Source organism: Streptomyces sp. NPDC104307, from assembly GCF_055584045.1.
In genome coordinates this window covers 186,870-205,022 of record NZ_JBVJMU010000004.1, presented here as the reverse complement: position 1 = coordinate 205,022, position 18,153 = coordinate 186,870, and the positions used below count along the sequence as shown (strand labels likewise).

Below are 18,153 nucleotides of genomic sequence, written 5' to 3'. Positions count from 1 at the left end.
GGAAGCGCGTCAGGTCCTCCGGCGATGAACATGGCGATGTGCCAAGAAACAGGACCATCCTCATGTTGTCTGTCGGCCACGCCTGCGTGGACATCTACCAGGGCGCCGTCGCGTCGCTCGTACCGTTCTTCGTCGCCGAACGCGCCTACAGCTACGCCGCGGTCTCGGGCGTCGTGCTCGCCGCGTCGCTGCTGTCCTCGGTGGCCCAGCCGGTGTTCGGTGTGCTCACCGACCGCTGGGCGATGCCCTGGCTGCTGCCGGTGAGCACGATCCTCGGCGGGCTGGGCATCGCCCTGAGCTGTGTGAGCGGTTCCTACGCCCTGACGCTGACGTTTGTCGCCGTGTCCGGTGTCGGAGTCGCCGCCTACCATCCCGAGTCCGCCCGCGTCGCGCGGCTCGTCAGCCGGGGCAGTCACACCGCGATGGGCTGGTTCTCGGTCGGCGGCAACCTCGGCTTCGCCGCCGCCCCGCTCATGGTCACCGCGGTCTTCGCTGCCGGCGGCCTGCGGCTGGCGCCGCTGTTTGTGATCCCGGCCCTGGTCGGCAGCGTGCTGTGCCTGCCCGTCCTGCGTGCGCTGGAGAAGACGGCACCGGGCGGCTCCCGCAGCGCGACCGGGGCGGGCGTCGACGACAAGGCGTCGTTCGTGAAGCTGTCGCTGGCCGTGGTCTGCCGGTCCATCGCCTTCATCGGCCTGAGCACCTTCATCTCGCTCTACGTCAAGCAGCGCCTCGGCGGCAGCACCGCGGCCGGCACCGCGGCACTGTTCGTGCTCTATCTCGGTGGCGCGGTGGGCTCCGTACTGGGCGGCGGTCTGGCCAACCGCTGGGACCGGGTCACGGTCGCCCGCTGGTCCTACCTCGTCTCGGTGGCCGCCGTCGCGGGGGTCGTGTACGTACCCGGCCCGGCGGTCTACGTATGCGTGGTGCTCACCTCCGCCGGTCTGTACGTCCCCTTCTCGCTCCAGGTCACGCTCGGCCAGGACTACCTGCCCACCCGCGTCGGCACCGCGAGCGGTATCACCCTCGGGCTGACCGTCAGCATCGGCGGCCTGGCCAGCCCCCTCATCGGCAGCATCGCCGACGCGACCTCCCTGCGCACCGCCCTGACCCCGCTGATCCTGATGCCCGCCCTGAGCTGGCTGCTGTTCCGCACACTGCCAGAGCCCGCCGCACCGAGGCCCCCCGCCGTGCAGCCCGCAGCGGAGCGGCAGACCGGCCCGCCCGTCCGGCGGGGATCCGCCTGATCAGGAGCGGCGGCCGCGCCCGGCGTCCCGGCGGTTCGCGGTGAAGCGGGACGGCGGCCGGCCGAAGGTGCGGGTGAAGGCGGCGGTGAACGCGGCGGGGGAGGCGTAGCCGAGCCGGCCACCGACCTCGCTCACCGACGCGGTCCGCAACAGCGCGACGGACGCGAGCAGCCGGGCGCGGGCCCGCCAGACAGCGGGGCTGTCGCCCGTCTCGGAGCGGAAGCGCCGGGTGAAGGCCCGTTCGCTCATGGCCGCCCGCGCCGCCCATGCGGTGTTGGTGACCGACGCGTCAGGGGCGGCCAGATACTCGCGGCAGAGCCTCGCGAGCTCTGCCGAGGCGGGAATCCCGACGTGGAACGGCAGCGGGGCGCGCTCGGCGATCTCGTGGAGAAGGAGCGCGGCGACTGCGCCCTCCCGTCCGGACAGCCCGTAGTCCGCCTCGAACCCGACCGCTGCCAGGAGCAGTTCGCGCAGCAGCGCGGACACGTCCACGACCGTGCAGGTCACCGGCCACCAGGGGACCGCGGCCGGCTCGATGTACAGACTTCTGGTGCTCACCCCCAGCATGTGGACCCGGTGCCGGGTGGCCGCCGGGATCAGTACCGCGCGTTCCGGCGGAACGGTCCAGGTGCCGTCGGCGGTGTCGACGACCATCACCCCGGTGGCGCCGTAGAGGAACTGCGCGCGCCGGTGCTCGTGCCAGTCAAGTACGTGACCGGGCGGGTAGTCGGTGCCGATCGGCAGGACAGCCCGGTCGATGTGGTCGACGTCGGCCAGCGGAACGTTCTTCACCGTTCCAGCCTTCCACGCCACTGGCCGAAACGCGAAGGAATGGTGCCGATCATCGAATGCGGGCAGCCCGTCCGCGCTGGTGGAGTGGTGCCCATGGACGTGGTGGCATTGGCAGGGATCGGGATCCTCACGGGGATGACGACGGTGTTGTTCGGGTTCGGCGGCGGATTCGTCGCGGTGCCGGTCGTGGTGTGGGCGGACGCCGCACTCGGCAAGGACGCGATGCGGGTGGCGACAGCCACCTCGGCCCTGGTGATGGTGGTGAACGCGGGCTTCGCGACGGCCGTCACACCGCGCCAGGTGCTCCGCGCGCTCCGCGGGAGCGGCGCGCTGCTCGTCCTCCTGGCGGCCGGCGCCTCGGCCGGAGCCGCTGCCGCCGGGCTCGCCCCGGCCGGTCCGACGCGCTGGGCCTTCGTCGCGTACGTCGCCCTCACCATCGTCGACCTGCTGCTGCGCCCGGGATTCCTGCGCCCGCGCACGCGGCCCGAGGAGTCCCCCGGCCCCCCGCGCCCGCTGCCCGCCCTGCTGGGCCCCCCAGTCGGTGCGGTCGCGGCCTTCCTGGGCGTGGGCGGCAGCGTGATGACCGTCCCCGCGATGCGCCGCGCCGGGCACCCGATGCGGCTGGCGACCGCCCTGGCCAACCCGCTGACCCTGGCCATCGCGCTCCCGGCCACCGCGGTGTCCCTGTTCGGGGCCTCGGTCCCGGCCGCCGCCGACGCGCACACGCACCTGGCCGGTCTCGTCGACCTCCGCGCCGCCTCTGCGCTGCTTCTCGGAGCTCTGCCGGTGATCGCGGTGCTGCGCCGGCGCCCGCCGCGGATCCCGGACCGTACCCATGCCTGGGCGTACGTCGGACTCCTGGCCACGGTGATGGTGGCGATGCCGCTGGCGGCGTAGGGCCGGGGACGCCACAGTAGGATGCCGCAATGCGTGTAGACGGCAACGGAGATGTGTCCGCCCTTCTGGTCAACGGCACCGTCGGCGTGGGCAAGTCGACCGCCGCCGAGGCCGTGGGTGATCTCCTCGCCGACGCCGGTGTCTCCCACGCGGTGCTCGACCTCGACAGCCTGAGGCAGTCGTGGCCCGCGCCGCCCGGTGACCGCTTCAACTTCGGCATGCTGCTGCGGAACGTGCGGAGCGTCGCCGCCAACTATCTCGACGCGGGCGCGACGCGCCTCGTGCTCGCGGGTGTGATCGAGCAGCCGGACGAGCGCCGACGACTGTCCGAGGCCGTGGATACCGAACTCACGGTGTGCCGTCTCAGGGCCGATCCCGCTGTCCTTCGTGAGCGTCTGACCCGCCGCCACGCCGGCGAACCCGAAGCGCTGCGATGGCATCTGGACCGATGCGGCGAACTGGACGCCGTCCTGGACCGTTCGGGGGTCGACGACTTCACCGTCGACACGACCACGGGATCGGTCACCGATATCGCCGCATCGGTCGTCAAGCGAGCCGGCTGGCTGTGACCTGCTGACGGAGGGGCCGGGCTGTTCCCGCAAGAGCGGCAGCCCGGCCCCGTTGGTGTGTGGTGAGCCGTCAGTTCCCGGCGGTGACCGCGGTCGTCGGGAGCTGCGGCACCGTGCGGGCGGCAGCGGCGGACTCGGCGGTGAGCCGGAGCTGGTGGTAGGTCCGAAGCCGCAAGGTGCACCAGATGCCGATGACCGAGACGAGCATCAGCGCCACCGCGGGCGGCCAGTACGCGCCGCCCGCCAGGGACGAGAGCCATACGGCTGTGACGGGCGCGAACCCGGCGAAGATCATGTTGCAGATCTGGTAGGAGAGCGAGATGCCGGTGTAGCGCACGTGCGGGGCGAAGCCGTCGGCGAGGATCGCCGCGATCGGCCCGTACAGCGCGGACATCACGAGCCGCATGGCCAGCATCGACAGGTAGATCAGCACGACGCTGCCGGTGCCCATCACCATGAACTGCGGCAGCGAGAAGAGCACGACCCCGGTCAGGCCCGCGACGACGACCCGGTGCGCGCCGACGCGATCCCCGAGCAGCGCGAGGAAGGGGGTGACGACGAGTTCCAGGAACGCGGCCAGCGAGAGCCCGTTGAGCAGCATCGACTCCGACAGGTGCAGCTCGTCGGTGCCGTACGAGAGGAGATAGCTGGTCACGACGTAATAGCCGCCGGTGGCCGTGGCCAGCGCGAACACGCCCACCAGGACGGTCTTCCAGTCCTTGGTCAGCACCTCGGTGACCGGCAGCCTGCTGCCGCTCCCGCCGGGCTCGGGCTGCGAGGCGTGGATGTCGTCCATCACGGGGGAGTCCTCAAGCTTCGTACGGACCACGAGACCGATGACGACGAGGATGGACGAGGCGAGGAACGGCACGCGCCAGCCCCAGCTGTGGAAGGCCTCGCTCCCGAACAGGTTCATGAGGCTGAACGCGCCGGTCGACAGCAGTGCGCCGACGGAGGAGCCGAGCTGGGCGAAGGAGCCGAAGAACGTGGCCCTCCCCTTGGGCGCGTTCTCGACCGCGATGAGAACCGCGCCGCCCCACTCTCCGCCGATCGCTATCCCCTGCACCAGCCGGAGCGTGATGAGCAGGATCGGGGAGAGGGCGCCGACCTGCGCGTAGGTGGGCAGCAGCCCGATGGCGAACGACGCGATGCCCATCATCAGCAACGTGATGACCAGGGTTTTCTTCCGGCCGACACGGTCACCGATATGACCGAAGACGATGCCGCCGAGAGGCCGCAGCAGGAAGCCCACGGCGAAGGTGGCGAAGGCGGCGATCGTCCGGAGCGCCGGCGGCATGTCGGAGGGGAAGAAGACATCGTCGAACACGATCGCCGCGGCGGTGGCGAAGGCGTAGAAGTCGTACCACTCGATCGATGTGCCGGCCAGGGCGGCCAGGGCCGACCGGTACGGGCTCTGGGGCTTCGGGGTGGTGCGGTCCGGCATGGGGACCTCCGGCAGGAAGGGTTACGGGGACGGGGAGGAGCGGCCGGGCGGGTGGCGCGGTGGCGGCACCCGCCCCGGCCGGTCCGGGACGGTTCTGCGGTGGCTGCCGGCAGGGTCAGCGGCCGGGCGCGGCCCAGGCACGGCGGCCGCCGACCCAGGTCTCGCGCACCCGGATACCGGTGAGCCCGTCGGCCGGGACCGTCAGCGGATCGGCGTCCAGGACGGTGAAATCTGCAAGCATGCCGGGGGCGAGGGCGCCGACCGCGTCCTCCCGGTGCAGGGCGTGGGCCGCGGCCGCCGTGTGGGCGTGCAGTCCCGCCTCGACCGGCAGCCTCAGCGCCTCGTCACCGAGGACCGTGCCGAGGACGGTGCGGCGGGTCGCGGCGGCGGCGACGGCCTCCAGCGGGGCGGGCGGCGCGACCGGCGCGTCGGAGGAGAAGACCACCGGGACACCCGCCTCCGGGCAGCGGCCCGCCGGGTTGTAGCGGTGGCCCAGCTCGCCGACGGCGGTCAGGGTGCCGTCGCCGGTGCGCAGGTGGTGCTGGGGCTGCATGACCGGGACGACACCGAGTTCGCCCATGCGGTCGATCTGCTCGTCGGTGGGCAGGCCGCAGTGCTCGATGCGGTGCCGCATGCCGGGCCGGTCCCGGTCCGCCTGGGCCTTCTCGACCGCGTCGAGGACCATGCCGATGGCGTACGGGGACTGGGCGTGCGTGGCCGTCTGGAGACCTGCGGCGTGAGCGCGCCGGACGATGTCCGCGTACTCCTCGACCGAGTGGTAGAGCTGTCCGTGGTGACAGCAGTCCGCGGCGTACCCCTCGGGGAAATACGCGGTCCAGCCGCCGAGCGTGCCGTCGGCGTAGAACTTCACGCCCTGGATGCGGAAGTGGTCGTCGCCGAACCCGCGCACCGCGCCGAGTTCCAGCGCGGTGTCGAGCAGCGCCGAGGTCAGGTACGCCGAGACGCGCATCCGCAAGCTGCCGTCGTCGTTCGCCCGCAGATACGTCTCCATCTCGCGCCGCGACACCTGGGCGTCCCCGACCGTGGTGACACCGGCCGCGAGGAACACCTCCTGGGCGCGCAGCAGATGGTCCGCCATGATGTCCTCGGGTTCCGAGAGGTGGAAGTTCGGCCCGTGGTTGCCGATCTTCACCCCGGCCGGCCCGGTCAGCAGGTCGCAGGCGGCGTCCCACAGCTGCCCGTCCGGCTCGCCGTTCTCGAAGTGGCCGATGCTGCCGCCCTCCGGCGACGTGGTGCCCGCGGTGATGCCGCAGGTGCGCAGGGTATGGGAGTTGACGACGCCGCCGTGTCCGGAGGCGTTCATCACGTAGACCTCGCGGTCCTCCGCGACCCGGTCCAGATCGTGGCAGCTGGGGTGGCGCCGCTCGTTGAGCCGTCGGTGCTCGTAGCCGAAGCCGCGGACCGGGACACCGGCCGGCAGCTCGCGTCCGGCCTCACGCAGGACCTCCACCATGGTCGCGATGTCCGGCACGCGTTCCGGCCGCAGGTCGACCCAGGCCAGCGCCTGCCCGTACATGACGGGGTGGCAGTGGGCGTCGATGAAGCCGGGGTGGACGAGGCCGCCGTCCAGCCGGAGTTCCTCGTCGACCCGGCCCAGCGACGCGCGGGCGTCCTCAGCGGTGCCGACGTGCACGATGCGGTCGCCGCGCACGGCCAGCGCCTCAGCGCGGACCGAGGTGCCCGCGGCGGCGACGGCGGCACCGGTGACGAGCAGGGTGCGGTCGGGATTGTCGGGATGGCGGGGCATGGCAGGCCTGCTTTCGACCGGAGAGGTACGGGAGAGTGCCGACAGACGATTCGGCTCGCTGAACGATATGAAACGAACGAAGGATTGACCATAGGGGGAGGCAGGCAATTTTTGTAAAGTTCAATCGTTAGCTGGGTTACGAATCAGCTGTGACTCGGCTCTCCGGGTGGTGTCTGTCGCCCTACGGCGTCGCGGCGTGCTGTTCAGGCAGGACGCGACGCGGTGTCGTAGCGCTCCTTCACCAGCTCCAAGTGCAGCCAGCTCTCGATCTCGCGCACCGCCGGCAGTGCCCGCATCTCCTCCAGCGTGGCGCGCACCGCGTCGAAGGACTCCGCCGTGATCGTGCCGACCAGCTCGGCCCTGCCCAGGCACGTCGACAGGAAGGTCACCCGTGCGAACCGCTCCACTTGTGCGGCGACGGCGGCGGCCTCGCCGCCGACCCGGAGGCTGAATCCGCAGAGGAAGCCCATGCCCAGTACGTCGGGCCGCACCAGGGCGACCACCTTGGCCACCCCGCCGTCGAGCAGGCGCAGGGTCCGGGACCGGGTGGCCCCGGCGGACAGCCCCACCCGTACGGCCAGTTCGGCGAAGGGGAGCCGCCCATCGTCCTCCAGTGCGGCCAGGATGCGCTCGTCGACGTCGTCCTGGAGCGCCACGGTCGGCTCGTCCGTCAGCAGGTACGGGTCCTTGACGTGCCGGGTGGCGATCAGGGGGTCCACGGTGCGCACACCGGGAAGCGCGCGGATGTGCTCGATGGTTCGCTCCAACTCCTGGAAACCGGCGGTCCGCAGCTCGCTCATGATGGCCCGGCGCCCGCTCGTCAGGGTGACGAACGGGGCCTGGGGGAGTGCCGCGATCTCCCGGGCGACCGGCGCGGCGGCCCCCTCGGTGTCGATGGCGAGATGGGCCGAGGCCGACAGCTGGCGCACCGCCGGGTGCACGATCGCCACCACGCGCACGGCGCCGGACTCCGTCAGCCGCTGGACCCGCATCCGGGCCGCCGGGCGGGAGAGGCCCACCCGCTGGGCCAGTGTCTCGTAGGTGAGCCGCCCGTCGCTCTGCAGCTCCCGCACGATCGACAGGTCGGTCCCGTCCAGTTCCATGTGCTGTCCCCTCGGTGGCTCGGTGCCGCCCGGCCGTGTCCGACCGGGCGCCCGCTCATTGTCGGTCAGCACCTCCGGCGCTCCGCCGGGGGAGTGCGAAGGTCGCCGCAGGCCTGTAGAGACAACCATCTCGTCAGCCATAGACAAATAATGCAGCGGAAACGTAAGTTTGGCGGTGTTGAGACGATCGAATCATCCATGGAGACCGAAATGACGCGCCCTGTCGCCGTGATCACCGACCCGGAGGAGCTCGACCCGGAACCGGCTGTCCGGCTCCTGACCGAGAGCGGCTTCGAGGTCCGGGTGGTGGGCAGTCGCGATCCGGAGGCGATCGTCGCGGCCGCGCACGACGCCGACGCCCTGATCGTCGGCTACGCACGGATCGACGCCGCTCTACTGGACCGCATGCCCAAGGTGCGGCTCCTCGCCACCATGTCCGCGGGCTACGACATGATCGACACCGCCGAGGCCGCCCGCCGCGGCCTGTGGGTCACCAACCTGCCGCACTCGGCCACCGAGGACGTCGCCGTCCACGCGCTGGCCGCGGCACTCTCGCTGATCAGGCGCCTCCCGCAGGCGGACGCGGTGGTGCGCTCCGGCGGCTGGAGCCGCGACTTCACGGAGGTGCCGCGCCGGGCGAGCGAGATCACCCTCGGCCTGATCGGCTTCGGCCGCATCGCCCGTACGCTCGCCCGCATCGCCGCCCCGGTCTTCGGCCGCGTCATCGCCCACGACCCCCACGCCGCCGACTGGCCCGCAGGCGTCGAACGGCTGGATCTGGACACCCTCGTGGCCCAGGCCGACGTACTCTCCCTGCACACCCCGTCCACGCCGGCCACCCGAGGGATGGTCAACGCGGATCTGCTCGCCGGGACACGTCCGGGCAGCCTGCTGGTGAACGTCTCGCGCGGCGACCTCGTCGACCCACAGGCACTGCTCGCCGCCCTCGACAGCGGTCAGCTGGCAGGTGCCGCCCTCGACGTCTTTCCCGTCGAACCCCTGGTGCGGGACGATCCACTGCGCACCCACCCGCGCCTCCAACTGTCGCCGCACAGCGCGTTCCTCACCGACGCCTCCCTGCGCGCCTACGCACTCGAACCCGCCCGCAACGTCCTCGCGTGGTGGACCACAGGCCGCCCGCACACCCCCGTCGTCGTCCCGGCCGAAGCCCCGGCCGGCGCACCGCAGCAGGCCCCCGGCCGGCAAGGAGCATCCGCGTGACCGAGATCCTCACGACCCCCGCCCCCGCCCCCGCCCCCGCCGCGGCCGACGCGCTCGCGGCCGAGGAACTGCGCCTGCGGCGCGAACTGGCCGCCGTCTACCGCCTGGTCGCGCACTTCCGCATGACGGACCTGATCTTCACGCACATCTCGCAGCGGCTGCCCGGCCCGGACAACCACTTCCTGATCAACCCCTACGGACTGCTGTTCGAGGAGATCACCGCGTCCAGCCTGGTCAAGATCGACCTGGACGGCAATCCCGTCGGTGTCTCCGCGCACCCGGTCAACCCGGCCGGATTCGTGATCCACAGCGCGGTCCACAGGGCCCGCCCGGACGCCCACTGCGTCCTGCACACCCACACGAAGGCGGGCTGTGCCGTGGCGGCCCAGCAGGGCGGGCTGCTCCCGCTCAACCAGATGTCGATGGAGTTCCACAACCGGGTCGGCTACCACGCCTACGAGGGCGTCGCGCTCAACCTCGACGAGCAGGAACGCCTGGTCGAGGACCTCGGCGGTCACCCCGCGCTCATCCTGCGCAACCACGGACTGCTCACCGTCGGCGAGAGCGCCGCTCAGGCGTTCCTGCGGATGTACTACCTGGAGAAGGCCTGCGAGATCCAGGTCACCGCGCAGGCGGCGGGCACCGCGCTGGTCCTGCCCCCCGAGGAGATCTGCGAGTACACCGCGCGGCAGCTGGCGGGGGAGGCCACCGCGGACTTCCAGGACGACATCGCCTACGACCTGGCCTGGGCGGCGCTGCTGCGCCTCGTCGAACGGATCGCCCCCGATCACAAGGACTGATCAGGCGGTGCGGGGCCGGCCCGGCGGCCACGGGGCGGACAGGACCGGCACGATGTCGTACTGGTAGCACGGCGTCGTGAAGCACTGCTTGGGCGCCGGGACGCAGACGGAGCCGAGCGGTGCGATCACGGTGGCGCACGGGTTCGCCCGGTGCGCCGCGGAGCCGTCCACGGCGTGTGCGGGACCGGTCAGTGTGAGCGACAGGGCGGCGAGAGCGGCCGGGGCCCCGGCGCGCAGCAGGTTCTTGAGCATGGGCAACAGGCATAGCCGGTCCGCCGTCCCCGGGGAAGGCTCCGGAGGGCCAAGTCACCCGTCCGGGGCCAGGAGCCTCTCGTTCGGATCAGGCTGGGCTCAGGCCGCGCGGCGGCCCGTGTGCAGCGGGGTGCCTCCGGCGAGGCCCTCCGGGTCCAGCGCGAGTGACAGCGCGGCGGTCGCGCCGACGTCCGCCAGGCTGTGCGCGTCGGGCAGGAGTTCCACGCCGTCCGCGCCGGGCCGGTGGATCAGCACCGGCACGTACTCCCGGGTGTGGTGCGCATGGCCGATCGTGGGGTCGTTGCCGTGGTCGCCGGTGACGATCAGCCGGTCGCCGGGGTCCGCGAGCAGGGCCACGAGCCCGGCCAGTCCGGCGTCCACCTGTTCCAGCAGGTGCCCGTACCGCCCGGTGTCCTGCTGATGGCCCGCCAGATCCGTCTCCTGGACGTTCGCGACCACCAGCGCGTCGCCCTCAGCGCGTACCGCGTCCAGGGTGTGCGAGAGCACGTCGGCGGTGGCGACGGCAGGATGACGGGTCGCCGCCGCGCACACCAGGATGTCGGCGGCCTTGCCCACCAGGGTGACCGGGATCCCGGCCCGTGCCGCCAGCTCGGGGAGCTGACGGGTGTGGTCGAGCGGGGCGCCCAGGTGCTGCACCTGGAGGCCGCCGTTGCGGTAGAAGCCGGTGGCGGGGGTGTCAAGACCGACCGTCTCCCCGTCGCCGGGGCGGACGAAGTCGCGGAGCGGGCCGTCCGCGTGGCCGCCGACCGCGATGACCCGCGCGACCGGGGCTACGGCGCGTACGGTACGGGCGATGGCGAGGATTCCGTTGGGCCCGTCGAACGGGAGGTCGTCGAGGCGGCCGGAGGCGTTCCAGTTGATTCCCGGATCGGCCTCCAGGTTGTCGTGGACCAGGACCGCCCCGTCGACGACGAGCAGCGGCCTGCCGTCCAGGCGCTCGACCCGGTGGCCGGCGGCCGTGAGAGCGCCGGACACCTCGTCGAGGTGGTCGGCGAGCCGGGCCACCGTCACCCGGCTGAAGTCGGCGCCCATCATGGTCTGGTGGCCCGCGAAGGTATCCGCGCCCGGGTAGCCGAGCGCGGCCCTGCCCGCGGCGACGGGGAGATGGGTGCGGCGCGCCAGGTCCGGGTGCGGGTGGACAAGCCCGAGCCCCAGCGCCCCGAGCACCGGCAGGCGCAACGGGCGGCCGAACGCGGCCCGGCAGTGGTCGAGTACGTGCCCACAGGTGTCGGCGGTGAGGTCGCCGGGGCGCAGGGTGCCCGCGTCGGGCATGGCGCCGATGCCGAATCCGTCGATGACGACGATGACGGTCTTGGCCATGAGGTGCTCCTTACAGGGCTCGGCCGTGCGCGTCGTAGAGCCCGTTCAGCCGGGGGGCGCCGGAGGCGAGCCCGGAGACGACGGCGACGGTCGAGCGGGTGACGAAGATCTGGGTACGGAAGGCGAGCAGCGCGGTGTCCCCGACCCGGGCGTCCGCCGCGCGGGCGGGCGCGTCGAGCAGCCGGTAGTAGTCGATGTTCTCGGCGGGCGCGTCCTGCACACCCAGGCGCACTCCGGTGCGCGGCAGGAGGGCGCTGCGGATGTGCGCGCGGGGGTAGAAGCCGCCGCCGAATATCGCCGGGCGGCCGTCGTCCAGGGTGTGCGCGACCTCGCTCACGTACACGTACGCGGGCTTCTCCGGCTGGGCCGGATCGACGGCGTGCAGCGGTGTGGTGCCGGTGAGGGCGTGGCCCGGCTCGCCGTGCGTCGCGCCCAGTTCCGCGAGCAGCGGGAGGGACGCCATCGAGGTGGCGCTGGGGGCGCTGAGCATGAGGTCCTGGTGTCCGCGTGCGGCCAGGAGTTCGCGGGCCTTGAGCGCCAGGCCGAAGTTGGGGGTGGCGGCGGGCAGGCCCGTCACCGGGTCGCACAGCACGCAGGGGAAGGCGGTGACACCGGCGATCCGGATGCCGTCCAGTGCTTCGGCCGCCTCGGCGAAGGCGTCCAGCCGGTCGAGCGGTACGCCGCCCTCCTGGCCGGGGTAGACGTCGCCCTCGGCGCCTTCGAGCCTGATCAGGACGGGCTGCGCGAAGCCCAGTTCGCGGGCCGCCTCTGACACGGCACGGGCGTTGGCCAGGTCGAAGACCGTGACGGTCTCCGGGCGCCAGGCCAGCATCTCGGGCAGCGCGCGCCGGGGGATCTGGACGAGGTGTCCGAGGTTGCCGGGCCGGGCTCCGGCGTTGTGCAGGGTGCGGGCCTCGCTCGGGTCGATGGCGGCCGAGCGGGGGATGTGCCGGGCGATGGCCCGGATCAGTTCGGGGTTGCGGCCCAGCTGCTTGACGACGAACCAGAGGCTGATCCCGAGGCGGTCGGCCTCGGCCGCCAGCAGCGCGGCGTTGGCCTCGACGGCGTCCAGGTCGACGACGTAGGTGTCGGGCGGGATGTCACCGTTGCGGTGCAGCGCGGCCGCGGCGTCCACGAGCCCGGGATTGCGGGTGAGTACGGTGTCGAGGAACACGGTCAGTCGTCCTTCGGGTCGTCCAGGGCGGCGAGTGAGCGGCGCAGGATGTCGATCACGAGGTCCGCGCCCGCCCGCATCGGGTTGATGCGTACGGTCCAGTCGGCCAGTTCGGGGGAGTCGTCGAGAGCCGAGCTGGACATCCGGTAGAAGAGCGGCGCGATCTCGTAACGCGAGTTGGAGCCGACGGGGTAGGGGGCCGCGCCGAACCGGGCGGCGACGGCGGGCAGTCCCGCCGCGACGGGCCGGTCGAGCCGTACGAGCAGACAGCGGTCCTGGGCGTTGGCGATGCGCACCTCCGCCACCCCGGCCACCTCGCCGGCCGCCAGCCGCTCCGCGACCTCGGCGCCCACCCGGGACTGCACCGACCACATGACGGGAACGTGGGTGAGGGAGCGCAGGGCGTCGAGCGCCTGGTGGCCCTGGACCTGCCCGCCGCCGGAGTAGTTGTCGCGGCGGACGTGCTCGACCAGGTCGCGGGCGCCGACGACGAGGCCGACGCCCTCCGGCCCGTGCAGCTTGAAGAGGGAGAAGCAGGAGGCGTCCGCTCCCAGCTCCACCCCGGCGGCGGGCGTGCGCATCACGGCGTAGTTGTCGTCGACGATCGTGCGCACCCCGGCGGCCCGGCAGGCGGCGATGACCTCGGCCGGATCGTAGGAGTCCGCGAGCCGCTGCCGGGTGTGCTGGATGTACGCCCACCGGAACCGGCCGGACTCCAGGGCTTCGCGGAGCGCCGCGGCGTCGTTGAAGTCGGCCTCGACGGTGTGTACGCCGATGCCCCGCAGGGTGACCTCTGTGGTGCGGTAGACCGGGGCGCGGTGGATGAGCAGCGGGTCGCCCGCCCGGACGGCGGCGTTGAGGGCGGCCCGGATCGCGCCGGTGCCCGCGCCCTGGACGAAGGCGGCGTCCTGGGCGCCGAAGAAGTCCGCGAGCACGGCCTCCACCCGGGCGGTGGTGCGCGGCCGGCCGAGACCGGGCACGACGCCCGCGTCGGACGAGAACAGCTGCTGTCCCTCGAAGTGGGCGGCGGTGGCCTCCAGCAGCCGGAACTGCCTGGCCACGGCGTCGTCCAGATCCACCGTCGCCAACGGGAAGGTGGCGGGAAGCACGGGAGGTACGGGGCTCATGTCAGTTCTCCTCCACGGTCGCGCCGGTCAGGAAGCGCAGCGGATTGCGTCGGGTCAGCAGGTCGATCAGATCGTCATCGGCACCCGCCGCGCGCAGCTCGGGCAGGAAGCTGCGGAAGAGGTGCCCGTAGCCCTGGCCGCCTTCGTCCAGCAGGTAACCGTGGCGGGAGATGTCGCAGCTCAGCAGTGCCCGCTCCGCGTACCCGGCCTCCACCAGGGCCAGCAGCAGCCGCAGCCGGGTCCGGTCGCTCTGGTAGGCCGACTTGCCCACGGTGTCGAAGGCGACGTACGCCCCGCGCGCCGCGAGCTCCCGGTGGACGCCCGGGTCGTCGAGCAGATCCTGATGGCCGATGCTGACGCGGTGGGCGGGCAGCCCCTCACCGGTGAGCAGTTCCAGCTGGGCGAGGCCGCCCCGGCCCAGCTGGGCGTGGGTGGCGAGGGAGAGCCCGGTCGCCCGCGCAGCCCGCGCGCCGGCCCGCAGCACCTTGGCCTCGGGAGCCGTGGGGGTGTCCCCGTGGCTGCCGATCTCGCCGAGGACGCCGGGCCGGATGCCGGTCGCGCCGATGCCGTCCTCGATCTCGCGGACGAGGACCTCGGTGAGCTGTGCCACGTCGGCGGTGTCGATCTCCGGGGTGTGGAACGGCTCGTAGTACCAGCCGGTCGCGGCGACCACCGCGACCCGCGCGTCCCGGGCGATCGCCGCCAGGGCGCCGGCGTCGCGCCCCATGCCCCGGCAGGTCAGCTCGACGACGAGGGAGAGCCCGAACTCCTCCCGCAGCGCGCTCAGCTCGGCGGTCACGGCCGCCGCGTGGCGTCGCGGGCCGAGGACGGCCGCACCGTCGCCCCGCTGGTCCAGATCGAGGACCAGGTGTTCGTGGGCGAGGGCCGGGCCGCGTACCGAAGCGGTCGCGAGGTCGCCGGTGACGGTACGCAGGGTGTGCGGGGCGGGGTGATTCATCGTGGGGTTCCTTCTTCGTGTACGGGCCCGGTCCGGTCAGCGGGCGCGCCGGCCCTGACACGGGGTGAACAGGTCCCGGCGGCGGGGGCGTCAGCCCTTGACCGGGGTGAACAGATCGAGCCAGTACAGGATGTTGAGCAGGATGCCGCCGACGATCACGGCCGCCGGTGCGGCGGCCATCTTCACGACGGGCCGGCCCATCGCCTCGTTCAGCAGGTAGAGCCCGCCGACGACGAGGATGCCGAGTCCGCCGCCCATGGCGTTGGCGGCCATCAGCGAACCGAAGAGGATCGCGAGCTGGAGGGTGTCACCGATGGCGCTGCGCAGGTGCTCGGAGGAGTCACGGACGCTGGGCAGCTTGCCGAGGAGCCGGCCGATCCAGGAGAGGGCCAGCACCTCGGCCGCGAACACGAGCGCACCGACGACCGCGGCCAGGAACGGGTTCGGCATGAGGTAGCCGATCGGGTACACCAGCGTGAAACCGGCGATGCCGTACGCCCCGGAGGCCAGCGCGGTGGTCGCGATCAGCGGGATGAAGCCGAACACCCGGTAGAAGTCGACCTGGGCGGCCTCCGAGTACTGCCCCTTCGCGATGAGGAAGCTGGTGGCCTCACCGCCACCGAATATGTGCATCTGGGCGAGCACACAGACCCCGGCCCCGAGCACCATGAACAGCGGCAGGTACCTGCGCAGCCGGGCCGCGCTGGCGCTGAACAGAGACGCCATCGGATCGTCCTCCAGGACGACCTCCTCGACGCCCGCCGCCCGGTCGGCCCGGCGCTGCCGGACGTCCTTGGCGACCGCGAGGCCGATGAGCATCAGCACGCCGACGGCCATGGCCAGCGCTCCGGCGAACATGTTCGGCCACAGCTTCATCGTCATGACGACGAGGGCCAGTTCGAGGACGCCCGCGATACCGCCCCACTTGCGGCCGAACTGCTTGGTGATGGCGAGCACCGGGAACAGCGAGAAGAGGAAGAGGATCGGCGTCGACATCTGCTGCATCGCGGTCAGGAAGTCGACCGGCAGGTCGTGGGCGACGTTGTTCGCGCCGTTCAGACCGAACACGACCACCGCGCCCCAGGCGGCACCGAGGATGGGGGCGAGCCACTTCTTCGGTGCCAGCATCCCGAGGATGTCCGTGGGCAGGAAGACCAGCCACGGGTTCAGCACACCCGTGGACAGGGCCATCGGCGCACCCAGTCCGAAGATGAACCCGGCGGACAGGCCGAACGAGACGGCCGTCGTCGCGCTGCGGGTGGTGCGCCCCTGGATGAAGTCCAGCATGAAGGGGCGTACCCCGTCGTTGAAGACGGCCAGGGCCATGTGCGAGATGTAGGCCGTCAGCGCACAGAGGGCTATCACGGTCAGTTGCTGGGCCAGCGTGAAGTCGAGGCCGGCGCCGGCGGCGAGTGTGGTGCTCACGAGTCACTCCTTGGTGCCCGGGATGATGAGAACAGGCTGTTGTTCAGCCGCGGGCGGCGATGGCGCGCGCCATGAGGGGGGCGATGATGTCGATCTGGTCCATCGAGAAGCCGAAGACCTTCTTGCCTTCGGCGAGCAGGGCGGTGACCTGCTCCTCCGTCGGAACGCTGCGTCCGAAGGTGTGGCAGGCGGCACTGCCCATGAGGCCGACGAGCACCCCCAGCGAGGCGCCGGCGCCCGTGTGGCAGGTGCCCAGGTAGTAGTCGGCCTGGCCGGCCCGGAGCTTCATCGCGGCGTCCATGTCGCTGGAGGCGACGACGTCGAGCGAGTCGATGCCGAGCTTGCCGATGGCCGCGGTGACCTCGACCTTGCCGACTCCACCGGTGAGGATCTTCGTCATGGCTGTTCTTCTCTCTGCGTCGGTTTCTGCTGCGGGGTAGGGGGTGCCTGCCGTGACGGGTCAGGCCGTGGGTGCGGCGGGGGGCTGCTGCGCCAGGACGGCCAGGTGCATCCCGAGGAAGTTGACCTCGGACTCGGGGAGCGCGGCCCCGAGCTCCCGTTCGGCGCGGGCCGATACGGCACGGGCGCGGGCGACGGCGTCGGGATGTCCGGCCAGCTCGGCGGCGATCTGGTCGTCGGTGAGGAACTGCTCGATCGCCTCGCCGTCCAGGATCCGGCCGAGCGCCATCATCAGATGGCTGGTCAGCATGCCTGCCGTCGCTTCGGTGACCGTGCGGCCCTCCGCCTCCAGGGCGGTCAGCTCGGTGGTGACGAAGTCGGCCACCTCCGGCCTGACCGTGCCGCCCTCGCGAAAGAGCTGGATCCGCAGTGCGAGCTGGTCGTCCATGGTGATCCTCCTAAAATCAACAGTAACCAGGATTTTGTATTTTCAGGGCGAGCGACGCCCCGGAGTTATGAGACCCCGGTCACGGAGCCCGCTGGCCGGTACGAGCGCACGGAGCCCGCCGGTCAGTACGAGGGGACGCGCTCTCCGCGCAGCACCTCGCTCTGCAGCCGGGTCACCAGCGACAGATCGAGCGAATCGCGCACCGCGGCGAGCGCCTTGGCCCCCTCGGACCGGCCGATCACCGCGGCGGTGGAGTTGCGCAGTGCCAGCTCCCGGTTGACCTCGTCCCCGAGCGGGAGGACGTCGACGCCGACTCCGAGCCGGTCCCGCGCCTCGTCCAGGTTCCAGACGGTCGCGTCCACCTCGTTCCGCGCGAAGAGATCGCTCAGCTGCATGTACGAAGCCTCCCGCCACTCGACGTCCTCCCGGTCGGCGAAGACCCGCTCCACGAGCATCCGCAGATCCTCGGAGGCGTGGTCGACCGCCACCCGCAGTCCGGGCGTGTCCAGGTCCACCCCGTGCCGTACCAGCATGCCGTGCGCGCCGACGTAGGTGGCGGGGCCGAGATCGGCCACCAGCTCCACCGGGTGCTCAGCGATCAGCTGGTCGGCGGCGAACCGGGACAGGACGACCAGGTCGACCTTGCCCTCCAGCAGCGCCGCGGTCCGCGCCCCGGCGCCTCGCATGAACGTGATCGCGAACGGTGCGCCCGCCTCCTCGAACGCGCTGCGCAGCCCGGTCGCCAGGCCCTCGTACCGCCGTGAGTAGGGGAGCGGCATCGCCGCGAGCAGGGTGCCCAGGCCGGACAGCCGCCACAGGACGGTGCGGTCCGAGTGGACGAGGAAGGTGCCGAGGTGGCCGCGCGCGGTCGTCGAGATCGCGCCGGCCTCCTCCAGCAGGCTGAGGGCTGCCTGAACGGTTCCGTTTCCGCAGCCCAGCTCCTGCGCGAAGTCGCGCACGCGGGGCAGCCGGGTGTCCGGCTCGTGGTGCAGGAGCAGGACGGCGAGCTGCCGCGCGGCGAGGCCGTTGCGGGTGAGGAAGCGGTCGTCGAAGTCGTTCACGAATCAAACAGTAACCAGGATTCTGGATACTGACAAGGCCCCTCCCGCAGCCGCCTCGGCAGCTCCGCGCGCCCCGGCCTCCTCCTGCTGGTCCGCCCGGCGTGCGCCGGGCGGTGGGCGCGGAGAACAT

At 72.1% G+C, this 18,153-nt stretch carries 18 protein-coding genes; 5 read left to right on the top strand and 13 right to left on the bottom strand.

The genetic code is table 11. From position 1 onward, the window contains the following. Positions 1-38: 38 nt before the first annotated feature. Positions 39-1,244 carry an MFS transporter gene (locus ACZ601_RS13820; RefSeq protein ID WP_469536943.1) on the top strand — a complete coding sequence of 402 codons (1,206 nt, stop codon included), beginning with the start codon at positions 39-41 and terminating at the stop codon, positions 1,242-1,244. Here ACZ601_RS13820 and ACZ601_RS13815 read toward each other — a convergent pair whose 3' ends face one another. Then, complete coding sequence (locus ACZ601_RS13815; RefSeq protein WP_469536940.1) at positions 1,245-2,036, bottom strand: AraC family transcriptional regulator; 792 nt, start codon at positions 2,034-2,036, stop codon at positions 1,245-1,247. Between the two features lie 93 nt (positions 2,037-2,129). Here ACZ601_RS13815 and ACZ601_RS13810 point away from each other — a divergent pair, with 93 nt between their 5' ends. Together ACZ601_RS13810 and ACZ601_RS13805 are read left to right on the top strand one after the other, a co-directional pair. Next, complete coding sequence (locus ACZ601_RS13810) at positions 2,130-2,933, top strand: sulfite exporter TauE/SafE family protein (protein WP_469536936.1); 804 nt, start codon at positions 2,130-2,132, stop codon at positions 2,931-2,933. A 29-nt stretch (positions 2,934-2,962) separates the two neighbouring features. Next, positions 2,963-3,502, top strand: coding sequence for an AAA family ATPase (locus ACZ601_RS13805; protein ID WP_469536933.1), 540 nt, complete (start codon positions 2,963-2,965; stop codon positions 3,500-3,502). A 70-nt stretch (positions 3,503-3,572) separates the two neighbouring features. On the opposite strand, the gene ACZ601_RS13800 is transcribed toward ACZ601_RS13805, so the two are convergent. The 3 genes from ACZ601_RS13800 to ACZ601_RS13790 form a co-directional block, all read right to left on the bottom strand. Next, on the bottom strand, positions 3,573-4,946 hold the full coding sequence (locus ACZ601_RS13800; RefSeq protein ID WP_469536931.1) for an MFS transporter: 1,374 nt from the start codon (positions 4,944-4,946) through the stop codon (positions 3,573-3,575). A 115-nt stretch (positions 4,947-5,061) separates the two neighbouring features. Beyond that, entirely contained in the window at positions 5,062-6,714 is a 1,653-nt protein-coding gene (locus tag ACZ601_RS13795) for an amidohydrolase (RefSeq protein ID WP_469536928.1), read from the bottom strand. Positions 6,715-6,917: 203 nt separating this feature from the next. Then, positions 6,918-7,817: an Lrp/AsnC family transcriptional regulator gene (locus ACZ601_RS13790; RefSeq protein ID WP_469536925.1), complete on the bottom strand. Its 900-nt coding sequence runs from the start codon at positions 7,815-7,817 to the stop codon at positions 6,918-6,920. Positions 7,818-8,027: 210 nt separating this feature from the next. On the opposite strand from ACZ601_RS13790, the gene ACZ601_RS13785 reads away from it, so the two are divergent. Next, positions 8,028-9,038, top strand: a complete 1,011-nt coding sequence (locus ACZ601_RS13785) for a C-terminal binding protein (RefSeq protein ID WP_469536922.1) — start codon at positions 8,028-8,030, stop codon at positions 9,036-9,038. Positions 9,039-9,043: 5 nt separating this feature from the next. Then, positions 9,044-9,838: a class II aldolase/adducin family protein gene (locus ACZ601_RS13780; RefSeq protein ID WP_469537602.1), complete on the top strand. Its 795-nt coding sequence runs from the start codon at positions 9,044-9,046 to the stop codon at positions 9,836-9,838. Here the strand turns inward: ACZ601_RS13780 and ACZ601_RS13775 are convergent, their stop codons facing one another. The 9 genes from ACZ601_RS13775 to yhfZ all read right to left on the bottom strand — a co-directional run bounded on the left by ACZ601_RS13775 (position 9,839) and on the right by yhfZ (position 18,023). Continuing rightward, complete coding sequence (locus ACZ601_RS13775) at positions 9,839-10,090, bottom strand: hypothetical protein (protein ID WP_469536919.1); 252 nt, start codon at positions 10,088-10,090, stop codon at positions 9,839-9,841. Between the two features lie 99 nt (positions 10,091-10,189). Next, a complete protein-coding gene (locus tag ACZ601_RS13770) occupies positions 10,190-11,431 on the bottom strand; it encodes a phosphopentomutase (RefSeq protein ID WP_469536916.1) in 1,242 nt (413 codons plus the stop codon). A 10-nt stretch (positions 11,432-11,441) separates the two neighbouring features. Continuing rightward, positions 11,442-12,605 (bottom strand): alanine racemase, encoded by a 1,164-nt coding sequence (locus ACZ601_RS13765; RefSeq protein WP_469536913.1) that lies wholly within the window; start codon positions 12,603-12,605, stop codon positions 11,442-11,444. Positions 12,606-12,607: 2 nt separating this feature from the next. After that, positions 12,608-13,732, bottom strand: coding sequence for an aminotransferase class V-fold PLP-dependent enzyme (locus tag ACZ601_RS13760; protein WP_440574991.1), 1,125 nt, complete (start codon positions 13,730-13,732; stop codon positions 12,608-12,610). Between the two features lies 1 nt (position 13,733). After that, positions 13,734-14,690 carry a phosphotriesterase family protein gene (locus tag ACZ601_RS13755; RefSeq protein ID WP_469536910.1) on the bottom strand — a complete coding sequence of 319 codons (957 nt, stop codon included), beginning with the start codon at positions 14,688-14,690 and terminating at the stop codon, positions 13,734-13,736. 90 nt (positions 14,691-14,780) lie between these two features. After that, the gene (locus ACZ601_RS13750; protein ID WP_440574993.1) at positions 14,781-16,115 is read right to left on the bottom strand and encodes a YhfT family protein; all 1,335 of its coding nucleotides are present in this window, start codon (positions 16,113-16,115) and stop codon (positions 14,781-14,783) included. 43 nt (positions 16,116-16,158) lie between these two features. Beyond that, entirely contained in the window at positions 16,159-16,515 is a 357-nt protein-coding gene (locus tag ACZ601_RS13745) for a DUF2620 domain-containing protein (RefSeq protein WP_024491812.1), read from the bottom strand. Between the two features lie 60 nt (positions 16,516-16,575). Beyond that, a complete protein-coding gene (locus ACZ601_RS13740; RefSeq protein ID WP_469536906.1) occupies positions 16,576-16,962 on the bottom strand; it encodes a transcriptional antiterminator in 387 nt (128 codons plus the stop codon). A gap of 122 nt (positions 16,963-17,084) precedes the next feature. After that, positions 17,085-18,023, bottom strand: a complete 939-nt coding sequence (gene yhfZ / locus ACZ601_RS13735; RefSeq protein ID WP_440574996.1) for a GntR family transcriptional regulator YhfZ — start codon at positions 18,021-18,023, stop codon at positions 17,085-17,087. Positions 18,024-18,153 lie beyond the last annotated feature (130 nt).